This is a genomic window from Chloroflexota bacterium (assembly GCA_015478725.1).
Taxonomy (GTDB): Bacteria; Chloroflexota; Limnocylindria; order Limnocylindrales; family CSP1-4; genus C-114.
This window is the reverse complement of record JADMIG010000005.1, coordinates 63671-76551: the sequence shown is the minus strand read 5'-3', so window position 1 is coordinate 76551 and position 12881 is coordinate 63671. Positions and strand designations below refer to the sequence as shown.

Sequence of the window (12881 nt, the reverse complement as noted above, 5' to 3'; positions counted from 1 at the left end):
TCACGAGTCTCGGCGCATCAATCGGAGTTGGGTCACGGTGACTCCAAACAAGATCCCGAAGAGCACGATCCCGAGCAGCGCTCCCTGTCCGAACGATCCGGTTGCGAACGCCCGCTGGTAGACCAGGAATTCGATCGTGGTCGTCCCGTAGTCCGGACCCCCGCCCGTCATCGTGTAGATGAGGCTGAACACGGCCGTGAATGCGCTGATTGATGTCACGACGAAGGCGAACAGGAAGTAGCGGCGGAGGAGCGGGATCGTGATCTTCAGGAATGCCTGTGCCCAGCTTGCGCCATCGATCTTGGCGGCCTCGAGAATCGACGCATCGATGGTCGACATTCCGGTCACGAAGATGAGCGTATTGATGCCGACGAGTGAGTACACGAACGTGAGCGCCACCGCAGCCAGAGCGCTCAAGGGGCTGCCCAGCCAGTTCTGCGTCAGTGCCGTGAGGCCGATGCCGGCCAACACCTGGTTGATCAGGCCATTCTGCGCGAAGGCCTGGATCCCGACGATGCCCAACACCACCCATGAGACCGCGGTCGGGATGATGATCGCGGCGCGGAAGATGCGCCATCCCCATACTCGTTCGTGAAGAAGAGCGGCAAGAAAGACACCGGACGCGAGCGTCGCCGGAACGGCGAGCAAGAGGATGGCATTGTTCCCGAGGACGCGCCAGAACGTGGGGTCCTGGAACATCGCCACATATGCCGCAGGGCCGATCCAATGGGAGGTGATTCCATTCCAATTGGTCATGCTGTAATAGGCGGCCTCTCCGATCGGAACGAGGATGAAGATGAGGACGACCACGAGGGCCGGCAAGACCAACAGGGCACCCGTTCGCTCGCGGTCCTGATGGAGGCCCCGACCGCTGTGGGGGCGAGGCCTCGCGGCGCGGACCGCGACGCTGACACTCCCGTCAGACCCCTGCGTTGACCCTCCGTGTGCCGTCGCCTGGAGTCGCACAGCCGACCCGCGCATCAACGCTGGCGCGCTGAGAGGGCCGCTGCGTCTTTGGCCGGCCGGGGAACGGCGGGCGTCCCCATCTACTCCTTCCACCGCCGGCCTCGACTCCGAATGTAACGATCAGGGAACTTGATAGTCGGCCCAGCTCTGCGTTCTCTCCGAGGCCGGGAGTTGCTGCCACGTCTGCACGAGGCCGCTGGTGGTGCTTTGGACCGTGGTGCCGCCGACCAGGAGCGAAGGCAGCACCTTGCTTCCGGCGTCGACAAACGGCGTCGCCAGCACGTTGTCGAGCATCGGGTACACCTGGAACTGCTGGTCGCTCACGAGCGAGAGCATGTCCTTGGCGAGCGGGTTCGTGGCAGCGACGCCCTTCACGGCGGGGATCAGGCCTCCCTGCGCGATGATCTGGCCGGCCTCTGGGGTGGTCATGAAACGAAGGAACTCCGCTGCTGCTGCCTTGTTCGGCGAGTAGCTGGTGATCGCAAAGCCGTTTCCCGCGAACTCAACGACCTTGTGCATCGGGGTGTCCGAGAACGGGGGAACGAAGACCCCGACGTTGCTCCCGAGTGCGTCGGAGAAGGGGCCGGCGTCGTTATTGATCTTGATGATCATGGCCGCCTGACCATTGATGAAGCGGCTCATGACGTTCGTCGCCGTCAGTGCGTCCTTGTTGATGTAGCCAGCGACGTACAGCTGATGCCACTTCTCGAGCTGCGACTGGACGGTTGGATCCGTCCACGGGATCTTTCCGTTGTACAGGTCCTGCCACTGGGTGGGAGAGAAAGCGCCGGCCATCAGGTAGGAGAGGTCATACCACGGGGAGAATTCGCCGCTGAGGTTCTGAGTTCCCATCTGGATGCACGTGATGCCCAAAGCCTGGATCTTCTGGCAATCACTGGTCAGCTCGCTCCAGGTGGTCGGCGCTGCCGCGATCCCGGCTTGGCTGAAGATCTTCTTGTTATAGAAGCCGATGTAGAACTGCACCTGCAGGGGAAGGACATAGGGGCTGTCTGGAGCGTTGAAGCCAACGGAACTCCATTCAAGGCCGGTCACATTGGCGAGGTCCGCGCTGGGAACCAGGGACTTCAGATTCGTCAGGTAGGAGCGGTACTGCATGGTGAACAGACCGGTCCACATATTGACGAGATCCGGCCCCGACTGGGAGATCGCGGCCGCCGACAGCAGGGCGAAGTAATTCGCGCGCGGCTGCTGGACGTTGTTGATCGTAATGTTCGGATGGGTCTTCTCGAACGCCGCGATGAGGGGTGGTACGACCAGGGCCTGGTTGCCCTGCCCCAGGTTTTGCCAGAGGGTAAGGGTGACCTTGCCCGAGTTGGGCGATCCTCCTGGGCCTCCTCCGCCCGTACTGGGGGAGCTCGTTGATCCGGACCCACACGCTGCCGCGAGCATCGCCAACGTCAGGACTCCAACGCTGAGTTTGCCCCGCCTCTGCCGTCTCACTGGTACCTCCTTCAGTTCTGCGCCTGTAGAACGCGATGCCTGCGCACGACGGGTGTCGGAACCTCAGCCTTGAAGCGGAGTCACGTGGGCGAGGACCCTTGGCGCTGCCTCTACGCTCTCGGCCGCGCGTGGGTTGTCGTCCTGCTCAATCGTCCGCTCGAGTGTGGCCGTCATGCGCCGAGCCGACTGGGTTCGCGAGGCCGTCGCCGCCTCCACTCTCACCTCCCAAGCGTGACTGATTGGTGCTCGCTGGGCTCACGTGGTTGGTCAATCGAGCACATATCAGAACATAGACAAACGCGTAGTGGAAGTCAATCAGAACAATTTGACTTGACGGTCAGAACCCCTGTGGTAGCCTGTCCAACAGAGGCGCGACCGCTCGAATGTGAACGCCATTGGGTCGAGACCTCAGGAAACGGGCGGCGGATCGCCGATCGGTGGCAGCGACCTGAAGGAGGGATCATTCGGTGTCGACGGGCGAGTCGATCAGGCTTCGGCGGCTCTTCGATGGCGGCCAGAACGTCGTCGTCGTGGCCATCGATCACGGTCTGTACAACGGGCCGCGACCGGGCTTCGAGGACCTTCGGCCGATCGTCGACCGCCTGCGCGGAGCCGACGCCATCCTCATGAGCCCGGGCATGGTGCCCCACCTCCAATCGGTCTTCGAGCACCGCGGATCGCCCGCCCTCATCGTCCGTCTCAACTGGGGCACGCAGTACGCGACCCAGTGGGGGTACCACGAGAGCCGCAGCGTTCCGATGATCTCGGCCAGCCAGGCGGCCGCCCTCGGCGCGGACGTCGTCCTCGTCGGGATGTCCATCAAGACGGGTTCGGAGGCGGTGGACGCAGAGAACGTCGCCCTCGTCGCGCGGTGCGTGGCGGAGAAGCGTGAGATCGGCGTGCCGATCGTGGGCGAGGTCTACCCGGCCGGCCATGAGGACGTGGCGCCGGAGGAGCGCCACGAGCAGATCTCGATCGGCTGCCGCATCGCCGCCGAGCTGGGGGCGGATCTCGTCAAGACCTTCCATACGGGCGAGCGCTTCGCCGAGATCGTTCGCTCGACGCCGGTGCCGATCCTCGCGCTCGGCTCGAAGAAGCTGCCCCGCGAAGTCGATGCCCTCGAACTGGCCGCCACCGCCGTCCGCGACGGGGCCCGGGGAGTCGTCTTCGGTCGCAACGTCATCCAGGCGCGCGACCCGGAACGGTTCCTCGAGGCGCTCCAGGAGGTCGTCAAGAATGGCGCGGAGCCGGCGGTGGCCGCCGCGAAGCACGGACTCGGCTGACCGCCGCGCCGACGCGGCGATGTCCCTCCTCATCGGCCTCGACATCGGGACCACGTCGGTCAAGGCCGGCATCTTCGAGGCAGCCGGGCGCCAGGTGGCTGCGGCCGGCGAGGAGTATCGGATCGATCACCCGGCGCCGGATCGGGCCGAGCTCGACCCGGAGGTCTACTGGACGGCCACAAGAAGGGCGATCCGCGGAGCCCTCGCCGCGTCCGCGATCGACCCGGAGGGCGTCGCCGCGCTCGCAGTCTCGAGCCAGGGCGAGACGGTGATCCCCGTCGACTCGAGTGGCCGGGCCCTGGGCCCCGCGCTCGTCTGGCTGGACAACCGGGCCGCGGCCGAGGCGCGCGAGATCGGTGAGCGGTTCGGGGACGCGGCGATCTACGACGCGACGGGCGTCCCGTCCGTCGTCCCGACGTGGACCGCCTGCAAGATCCTGTGGTGGCGACGACACGAGCCGGAGCTGTTCGCCGCGACCGCGCGCTTTCTCCTCGTCGAGGAACTCATGCTCCACCGGCTGACTGGCCGGTTCGTCTCGGAGGGCGGCGTCCAGTGCACCTCTCTCCTCTACGACATCCGCACCCGGCGCTGGTGGGACCCGATGCTCGAGGCCGTCGGGATCGATCCCGCGCGGCTGCCCGAGCTCGTGGAGCCGGGCGACGTCGTCGGCACGCTCACTCCGGATGCAGCCGAGGCGCTCGGCCTGCCCGCGACCGTGCTCGTGGTGGCCGGTGGCATGGACCAGGGCGCGGGAGCGGTCGGGGTCGGGAACATCGGTCCGGGGGTTGTTTCCGAGAGCACCGGGGGCGCACTCACGCTGCAGTCCTCGGTCGATCGCCACGGCGCCGATCGATCGCGGCAAACGCCGGTCTACATCCACTCGGCGCCTGATCGCTACCTGTATTGCCCGGTCTGCCCGACCGGCGGGATGGCGCTGACATGGTTCCGCGACCAGTTCGGTGGCGAAGAGATCGCCCGGGGGAAGCACGACGGTGTCAACGCCTACGATCTCCTGACCGCCCTCGCCGCCGACGTGCCGCCCGGAGCGGAAGGCCTGACGATGCTGCCGCACCTCATGGGCGCCTTCAGCCCGGAGTACGAGCCTGAGGCGCGCGGCGCCTTCTACGGCCTGACGCTGCGTCATGGGAAGGGTCACCTGGTGCGGGCGATCCTCGAGGCGGTGGCCTTCATGCTCCGACGCAACGTGGAGCAGCTGGCCGATGTGGGACCCGCGGCCGTCGAGATCCGCTCCCACGGCGGCGGGTCGCGAAGCGCGCTCTGGAACCGGATCAAGGCGGACGCCTGCGGGCTCCCCGTCGTCACGCTCGAGGGCGAGGACGCCGCGATCCGGGGCGATGCGATGCTCGCGGGTGTGGCCGCCCGGATCTACCCTGACCTCGCTGCCGCGAGCGCGGCGATGGTTGCGATCGCGGACCGCTACGAGCCCGACCCGGCCGTGCGTGGCACCTACGATCACGCCTACGCTCGCTATCTCGCGCTCTTCGACGCACTCCGGCCACTCTTCGCGGCCGGCTGACCCTGGTCAACATGACGGATCTGATGGACGGACGAACGGGAGGTGCACCGTGGCGGTGAAGGCAAAGATCGGCGTCCTCGTGACGGCACTCCTCGAGGACGACTACAACAAGACTGCCCACATGCGCCCGGCCGCCACCGCGGCTGCCCAGGAGATCGCCGACGCGCTGGCCGAATACGGCGACGTCGTCCACCCGGGCCTGGTGGAGGAGGAGCAGCAGGCCGCGGCCGCCGCGCGCCGCTTCAACGCCGAGGACGTCGACATCATCGTCGCCGCGGAACTCGCCTACACGAAGGGCATCGTGCCGGCACGATGTCTCCTCGACACCACCGCCCCGGTGCTCGTGTGGAACACCCAGCGGATCGGGCGGCTCGGTGAGGACGACGGCTTCGACGTGGTGATGCTCAACAGCGGCATGGCCGGCATGCCCGAGCTCACGGCGATGCTCGTTCGAACAGGGCGTGAGTTCGCGCTCGTCACCTCCCGCTTCGACGATTCGGACGGGCGCCGGCGAGTCCGTGAGGTGATCCAGGCGGCCGCCATCCGGCGGCGGCTCCGCGAGGCGCGGATCGCCCTGGTCGGTCACCCGTTCGAGGGGATGACGGACCTCATGTTCGACGGACTCTCGCTGCGCCAGGCGATCGGCCCGGTCGTGTGGCCCCTGGAGCCCGAGAAGGTCGCCGAACGATTCGCTGAGATCGCGCAGGACGACGTCGACGCCACGATGAAGGCGGAGCGGGCCAGGTACGCGGTCGAGATGGAGCCCGCCCTCTTCGAGCGCTCCGTCCGTCTCGCCCTCGCCCTGGAGTCCGTGGCGAAGGAGCGCCGCTTCGATGCGTTCACCGCATTCGACCAGGTGTGGCTGAGCGATCCGAGGATCGGGATCATCCCCTCGTATGGGACGGGTCGCCTGTGCGAGATCGGCATTCCCGCCTCACCCGAGGGCGATGTGAATACTGCCGTTGCGCAGCTGATCCTGCAGGAACTCGCCGGCCAGGCCACCACCCTCGAGAATTACGTCATCGACTTCGACAACGAGGCGGTGATGTTCTCGCACGACGGCCACGGGAACCCGGCCCTCGGCACACCCGGCGAGATCAAGGTCAAGCACTCGATCTACTACCGTGGTGTCCATGGCTTCGGCGCTGGCTTCGAATTCGCCTACCGGCCCGGCCCGATCACCAATCTCGCGCTCGTCACGACGGGTGACGGACGGTGGCGGTTCGTCATCTCCGAGGGCCAGCTCCTGCCGTTCCCGCCCCGACCCATCTCCGCCCCTCAGACCCTGTTCAGGCATGACACCCTGCCGATCGCCGGCTGGTGCGACGCCTGGTTGCGTGCCGGAGCGACCCACCACATGGGCGCGGCGGCAGGGCGATGGACGGCGCAGCTCCTCCATCTCGCCCGCATGCTCGGCATCGATGCGGTCGTCGTTTGAGCACGAACGAGGCTGCGTTGGCGGGAGCGAAACCCGCCGAGGGCCACGATGCATGACCTGACGCGCCTCAGGGCGCCCGTGTTCGAGATCGGCCTGAAGGGCTACCTCTACGGCGCCGAGGCCGTGCGACTGGCGAAAGAGGCGGACCGCCTGAGCCTTGAGCACGGCGTCACCGTCATCTTCGATCCGCAGCACGTGGACATACCGGCGATCGCCCGGGAGACCCGGCACCTGCTCGTGTTCGCCCAGCACATGGACCCTGTGGAGGTGGGCCGCGGAGCAGGAAGCGTCCTGCCCGAGGCGCTCAAGGAGGCCGGGGCGGTCGGCACGATGCTCAACCACTCGGAACGGAGGATGACGCTCGCCGAGATCCACCGGGCCATCAGGCGAGCCGATGAGGTCGGTCTCGCGACGATGGTCTGCGCGGACTCGCCGGAAGAGGCGGCGGCCGTCGCCCAGCTCGGCCCGAACATCGTCCTTGCCGAGCCGCCTGAGCTGATCGGCGCCGCTCACTCGGCAGCCACCGCGATGCGGGGCTTCGTCGAGCGAACCATCGCCCTCGTGAGCCGGATCGATCCCGAGATCATCGTCATGTGCAGCGCCGGGATCCAGACGCCCGATGACGTTGCGCAGATGGTCGCTCTCGGCGTCGGTGCGACCGGGTCCTCGAGCGGCATCCTCAGGGCGGCGGATCCGATCGCCCAGATGCAGGCCATGATCGCCGCCATGCAGCACGCCTGGATGAGAGCGCATCCGGCCGTCGGAGCCCGATGAGGAACGGTCCGCAGCGGACCGCAGGAGCGATCGGGCAGTCCGTGTGTCGCACATGAGAGGATCGATGAGATGACCGTCCATCACCACACCGTCGACGTTCACAGCCACCTCAACAAGCCGATGTTCCACGATGTGACCGAGGCGGCTCGGGAGGCGGTCGCCAGATCCGCGATCCTCATGGGCACGATCACCGTCTACTCGAAGCACACCACGTGCAGCGTGATCATCCAGGAGGAATCGCACGACACGTTGTTCGACGGCACGGAGTATCTCCTCCAGGACATGCTGGATCGCCTCGAAGCGATCGTGCCGACGTGCCGACGCGAGGGTCAGTACCTGCACCCAGGACCGAAGCACATCCAGCATGCCGAGCAGGATCTCGGGGAACAGGCGGTCTGGAGTCTGAATACCGACGCGCACATTCGATCCGCTCTGATCGGTCGCTCGGAGACGATCCCGATCGTGGATGGAGTCATCGAACTGGGCGAGTTCGGTCACGTCTACTTCGTCGACTTCGACGCCGTCCGCCCGCGCGATCGGACCGTCCATTTCCAGCTGCTCGGCGAATAGCTCGTACACTCACGTCGGACGGGGTCATGCTCAGAGGAGGAACCGGTGGCGACGAAACATTCCAGGCGAGAGCGCGAGCGGCGTGCTGCGGACAACGAGCGGGTCCGCCAGGTCGAGGCCGCGTGGATCGCCAGTGTCCCGCCCGCCGTCGCGAAGGCCTTCGCCGCGGCCGTCGAGAGTGCGCGCACGCGAGGCCCTGAGCCTCGCCGCCCGGACATGGCGCCGGGGACCCTTCCGCGCCCGCCACGACCCGGCCATGAGCCCAAGGTCAAGGTGGAAGAGCGTCCGAAGCGCCGCCGCGCGGAGTAGCCGCCCGGCCGCCACCGCAGGGGCATCGCAAGCTCGACCTTCACGAATCCTGGGACGGCTTCCAGCGGCCGCGGTCAGCGGTCGTCGTCGTCGTGTGAGCGTTCGGTGTTGGCGTCGATCGCGCCGTGGATCTTCTTTCACATCTGGTCGTGAAGTTCGGGACTGGTATCACGCTGGCGCTTGAACGCGGTCGCAAGGCGATCCGTCTCGTCGTCGGCCGGCCGGACTCTCTGGGTCGGGAGGCTCGGGACAGCCCTCAGGCTGATGGCTCGGCAGCTGAGCCAACGACTTCGGAGGTCGCTTCACCTTGCGCGAGCCGTTCGAGGTGATCCTCACCCGCGACACATGGATCCAACACGTGGATATCGCTCGGGCAACCGGGCGTGACATGGTCCTCACGCCGGAGCACGACGGCCGCATCGTTGAGGACTGCGTCCTGGACTGGGCCAGGAAGCACCGCCGCCCCTTCAACCTGGTGCTGGGCGGACCGGCCGGGGGCCGGTTCGAAGCCGGCACTGGCGAGCCCCCGACCGAGATCGACGCCGTCGAGTTCGTCCGTGCCCTGAGTGGCCGCGCCGTGCGCGAGGAGATCCTCGGGACACGCATCGTCTTCTGACACCGCATGCACTGCATCCGCCTTGGGCCAGCCCGGGGCGATGCGCACGAGCTCCCGATTCGAACGGCCTGGCCCTCGCGCTGCCCCAGGTTGTCATGGCGCGCCCGGAGGGATTCGAACCCCCGACCTACTGATCCGAAGTCAGTCGCTCTATCCACTGAGCTACGGGCGCGGGCGGCGATGATACCCCGAGGGTTCGGGGTCGGGTCGAGATCGCGACCCCGAAGCAGCGGAACGTGGCTAGTTGCACGCCGAGCGAACGTAAGGTCGGTCCGGTGGCTGCTCGGATGAGCCGGCACGGGTCGCGGCCTGCCGATCCGTGCGTGGAGCACCCTGGCTGCCGCCAGGGAGCGCACCGGATCGAGCCCGAGGGGGCGGGACGTCGGTCCCAACGCTCATGCGGCGTGCGACTGGCCAGGTGCCGGCCCGGGCCGAGGGTCCACGACTCCGCCCCCGACGGCGGTCATCGGCGGGAGCGGTCAGAATCCCGACCTGGTGACTCGACTCGACCTGGGCCGTTCGGCCCCGCGCCGCTCGGACCTCCGCCGCCCGGACTCGCGCCATCCGGATCTGCCCCGGGCCGAGCCCGGCCACGGTCACGCACCGGACACGACCACCGATCGGTTCCGGCCGGATCTCGAGGGGCTTCGGGCGGTCGCGGTCCTCCTCGTCCTGCTGTTCCACGCGGGCGTGCCCGGGTTCGGTGGCGGATATATCGGGGTCGATGTCTTCTTCGTCCTGTCCGGTTTCCTCATCACGGGGCTCGTGGCCCGCGAGCTCGAGCGGACCGGGACGGTCTCCCTCGCCGCGTTCTATGCACGACGTGCCCGCCGGCTCCTCCCGGCGGCCGCCCTCGTCATCGTGGTCACCGTCGCCGCCGCCGCGATCTTCCTGCCGCCGCTCCGCGTCCCGGACATCGCCGCAGACGGGACGGCCGCCGCGCTCTATGTGTCGAACCTCCGCTTCGCGTTCCAGGCCACCGACTACCTCCAGTCCGAGCTCGCACCGTCGCCGCTCCTCCACTACTGGTCGCTCGGCGTGGAGGAGCAGTTCTATCTCCTCTGGCCGGCCCTGCTCCTCCTCACCGTGCGGTGGTCCGGGCGCCGCTCCGGCGGACAGGCCGCGCGACTCCCCGGCGTTCAGGCCGGCAGCAGGTCGTCGGCGGGAACCCTGAGCGTCGCCCGGTTGGCCGCCGTGATCACCGGCGTCGGCATCGCCTCGCTCGCTCTCTCGATCGTCCTCACCGGGGTCGCCGAACCGTGGGCGTTCTACTCGCTCCCGGCCCGGGCCTGGGAGCTCGCACTCGGCGGGCTCCTGGCGCTCGCGGCGTTCCGATCGCTCGAGCTGCCGGCCGCACTGGCCACCGCACTGACCGCCATCGGCGTGGTGCTCATCGTGATCGCCGGGATGATCTTCGACACGACGACCGCCTTTCCCGGGACCGCCGCCCTCCTGCCGACGGCGGGTGCCGCGCTCGTCATCGCCGGTGGGTTCACCCGCTCGCTCGGTGTCGCGGGGCGGGTGCTGTCCACGGCGCCGCTCCGCTGGCTCGGCCGGATCTCGTACTCCCTCTATCTCTGGCACTGGCCGATCCTCGTCATCCCGGCCGCCGCCCTCGAGACGACGCTCCCGCTGCCGGTCCGGATCCTCCTCGCCCTCGTGGCGATCCCGATCGCCGCGCTGAGCCAGCGCTTCGTCGAGGAGCCGATCCGGCGCGGTCGATTCGTCGGACTCCGCCCGGGCCGGAGCCTCGCCATCGCCGGGGTCGCGACGGTCCTCGTGGCGAGCCTCACGATCGGGATCGGGAACGCGGCCCTCTCGTCGCCCGCCTTCGCCTCCACCGGCGGCGGTCCGGGGGCGAGCCTCCCGGCGGATCTCGGGACGATCCTCGGGTCGTCGGCACCGACGACGGGCTCGGCCTCCTCGGGCTCGGCCTCCTCGGGCTCGACGCCGACTGCCCCGACGCCCGGCGCCGCGCCGTCGGCGACCGCAGCGAACGGCCCGACCGACTCGCCGCCTGCGACTCCCACGCGGCCCCCGACCGCCGCCGGTCGCGTTCCCGCGAACCTCCGACCATCGCTCGCGGCCGCTCGCGGCAGCCTTCCCGTCACGTACGCGGACGGCTGCCATCTCGACTTCGCGGCGACTCGACCGGGTCCGTGCGCCTTCGGCCTCACGACCTCGACGAAGACGATGATCCTGTTCGGCGATTCGCACGCGGCCCAGTGGTTCCCGGCCCTCGAGCGCCTTGCGATCCAGGACGGGTGGCGCCTCGTGTCGCTGACGAAATCGGCCTGCCCGACGGCGGATGTCAACGTCTGGAACAGCGCCCTCGGCCGAACGTACACCGAATGCGGGACGTGGCGGACGAACGTCCTCGCCCGCATCGCGGCCGAGCGTCCGCGACTCATCGTCGCTTCGGACAGCCTGTACACCCTCGCCATCGCCGGCTCGCCGGTTCCGGTCGCCGATCGGATGCCCCTCTGGAACGCCGCGCTCGCTCGCACGCTCGGTCGCCTCGCGAAGCTCGCCCCGCACGTCCTCCTCATCGGGGATACGCCTCGATCGGGGGTCGATCCACCCGTCTGTCTGTCCGCCCACCTGACGGACGCCCTGGCCTGCGCGACGCTGACGGCGACGGCCCTCGATCCGGTGTACCTCGCGGCTGAGGGCGCCGCGGCCGCGTCGGCGGGCGTCTCGTTCCTCGATCCCGGGCGGCTCGTCTGCCCGTCCGAGCCGTGCCCGGCGATCGTCGGGAATGTCCTGATCTACCGCGACTACCAGCATCTGACGGCGGTCTTCTCGACGGCGGTCGCTCCGTATCTCGGGGCGCGGCTGCCGGGCTTCGGGCCGTAGCGGCGGAGCGACGCGCGACGGCGGGAAACGCGCAAGCTACGACGGCGCGCCCGCCCGGACCGCGACCCATCCGCGGACGGACGCGGCGAGATCGCTGGCGAGGGCGATGCCGACGAGCACGAGCGCTGCACCGACGAGCTGGATCGGCGCGAGGCGCTCGCCGAGGAGGATCGCCGCCAGGACCGTGGCGGTGATCGGGTTGACGAGGAGGAAGGCCGCCGAGCGCCGCGCCGCGATGCGACGGACGCTCGCCACGATGAGCAGCTGGCCGCCGACGCTCGCGACGATGAGCCACCCGAGCGCGAGGAGCGCATCCGGGGTGATGGTGGCCGGAACGACCGGCTCCGGCCTGACGACGAGCGCGAGGGGGAGGAGCACGAGCGCCGTCGCGGTGAAGTTCGTCTCGACGATGGCCAGCCCGGACAGGCCGAGGTCGCGGGCCCAGCGGCGCGACAGCACGAGATAGGCGGCGAAGGCTGCTGCCGCACCGAGTCCGGCCACGATGCCGGCGATCGACGCTGACGCCGGATCGAGTTCCGCGAGCAGCGCGGTGCCGAGGAGGGCGACGGCGAAGCCGGCGATCGCGCTCGGCCCAAGGCGCTCCCGGAGGACGAACGGAGCGAGGACCGCGGCGAGGACGGCGTACAGGCCGGCGACGAACGAGGCGATCGTCGCACCCGACGCGCTGACGGCGAGGTTCATCCCGACGATGAAGGCCGGTCCGCCGAGGAGCCCGAGCACGACGAGGCGCCCGAGCCGTCCGATCGAGAGCCGGCGCGACGAGAGCCACCCCGCCCACGGCCGCACCGGCACCCCGGCACCGCGATGGACGGTCGACACACTGGCGAGGCGGCGCCGATCGCGGAGGACGAGGACGCCGACGATCGTGGCCGCGCCGACGCCGCGCCAGAGGGCGATCGGCAGCGGTCCGAACGACTGGAGCGCGACCGCGGTCGCGACGTACGCGGACCCGAAGAGGGCCGCTGCCCCGGCCGCCGCGCCGTCGCCGCTGCGACCGTCGGTCACCATCCGGCGTTCGGCAGGCCGGGCGTGGCCCGCCCGACGCAGGCG

11 protein-coding genes and 1 tRNA gene are annotated in these 12881 nt (G+C 68.9%); 8 read left to right on the top strand and 4 right to left on the bottom strand.

Features of this window, described 5'->3' with window-relative positions; all coding sequences use genetic code 11:
* Both IVW53_05910 and IVW53_05905 read right to left on the bottom strand, forming a co-directional pair.
* Window positions 1–828, bottom strand: a complete 828-nt coding sequence (locus IVW53_05910; GenBank protein ID MBF6605101.1) for a sugar ABC transporter permease — start codon at window positions 826–828, stop codon at window positions 1–3.
* A 258-nt stretch (window positions 829–1086) separates the two neighbouring features.
* On the bottom strand, window positions 1087–2382 hold the full coding sequence (locus IVW53_05905) for an extracellular solute-binding protein (GenBank protein MBF6605100.1): 1296 nt from the start codon (window positions 2380–2382) through the stop codon (window positions 1087–1089).
* Window positions 2383–2894: 512 nt separating this feature from the next.
* Here IVW53_05905 and IVW53_05900 point away from each other — a divergent pair.
* The 7 genes from IVW53_05900 to IVW53_05870 all read left to right on the top strand — a co-directional run bounded on the left by IVW53_05900 (window position 2895) and on the right by IVW53_05870 (window position 8954).
* The gene (locus tag IVW53_05900; GenBank protein ID MBF6605099.1) at window positions 2895–3710 is read left to right on the top strand and encodes a hypothetical protein; all 816 of its coding nucleotides are present in this window, start codon (window positions 2895–2897) and stop codon (window positions 3708–3710) included.
* Between the two features lie 19 nt (window positions 3711–3729).
* Window positions 3730–5247 (top strand): hypothetical protein, encoded by a 1518-nt coding sequence (locus tag IVW53_05895; GenBank protein MBF6605098.1) that lies wholly within the window; start codon window positions 3730–3732, stop codon window positions 5245–5247.
* Window positions 5248–5296: 49 nt separating this feature from the next.
* Window positions 5297–6685 carry a hypothetical protein gene (locus IVW53_05890; protein MBF6605097.1) on the top strand — a complete coding sequence of 463 codons (1389 nt, stop codon included), beginning with the start codon at window positions 5297–5299 and terminating at the stop codon, window positions 6683–6685.
* A 48-nt stretch (window positions 6686–6733) separates the two neighbouring features.
* Entirely contained in the window at window positions 6734–7459 is a 726-nt protein-coding gene (locus IVW53_05885; GenBank protein ID MBF6605096.1) for a triose-phosphate isomerase, read from the top strand.
* 69 nt (window positions 7460–7528) lie between these two features.
* Window positions 7529–8029, top strand: coding sequence for a YjbQ family protein (locus tag IVW53_05880; protein MBF6605095.1), 501 nt, complete (start codon window positions 7529–7531; stop codon window positions 8027–8029).
* 45 nt (window positions 8030–8074) lie between these two features.
* Window positions 8075–8338, top strand: a complete 264-nt coding sequence (locus IVW53_05875; protein ID MBF6605094.1) for a hypothetical protein — start codon at window positions 8075–8077, stop codon at window positions 8336–8338.
* Between the two features lie 307 nt (window positions 8339–8645).
* Window positions 8646–8954: a hypothetical protein gene (locus tag IVW53_05870; protein MBF6605093.1), complete on the top strand. Its 309-nt coding sequence runs from the start codon at window positions 8646–8648 to the stop codon at window positions 8952–8954.
* A gap of 96 nt (window positions 8955–9050) precedes the next feature.
* Here IVW53_05870 and IVW53_05865 read toward each other — a convergent pair.
* A tRNA-Arg gene (locus IVW53_05865) sits at window positions 9051–9126 on the bottom strand.
* Between the two features lie 323 nt (window positions 9127–9449).
* Here IVW53_05865 and IVW53_05860 point away from each other — a divergent pair.
* Window positions 9450–11810, top strand: a complete 2361-nt coding sequence (locus IVW53_05860) for an acyltransferase (GenBank protein MBF6605092.1) — start codon at window positions 9450–9452, stop codon at window positions 11808–11810.
* A 36-nt stretch (window positions 11811–11846) separates the two neighbouring features.
* Here IVW53_05860 and IVW53_05855 read toward each other — a convergent pair whose 3' ends face one another.
* Window positions 11847–12839, bottom strand: coding sequence for a DMT family transporter (locus IVW53_05855; GenBank protein ID MBF6605091.1), 993 nt, complete (start codon window positions 12837–12839; stop codon window positions 11847–11849).
* Window positions 12840–12881: the final 42 nt, after the last annotated feature.

Coding starts and splice junctions, on each gene's coding strand:
- IVW53_05895 (MBF6605098.1), top strand. CDS start 3,730: ATGTCCCTCCTCATCGGCCTCGACATCGGGACCACGTCGGTCAAGGCC.
- IVW53_05885 (MBF6605096.1), top strand. CDS start 6,734: ATGCATGACCTGACGCGCCTCAGGGCGCCCGTGTTCGAGATCGGCCTG.
- IVW53_05880 (MBF6605095.1), top strand. CDS start 7,529: ATGACCGTCCATCACCACACCGTCGACGTTCACAGCCACCTCAACAAG.
- IVW53_05855 (MBF6605091.1), bottom strand. CDS start 12,839: ATGGTGACCGACGGTCGCAGCGGCGACGGCGCGGCGGCCGGGGCAGCG.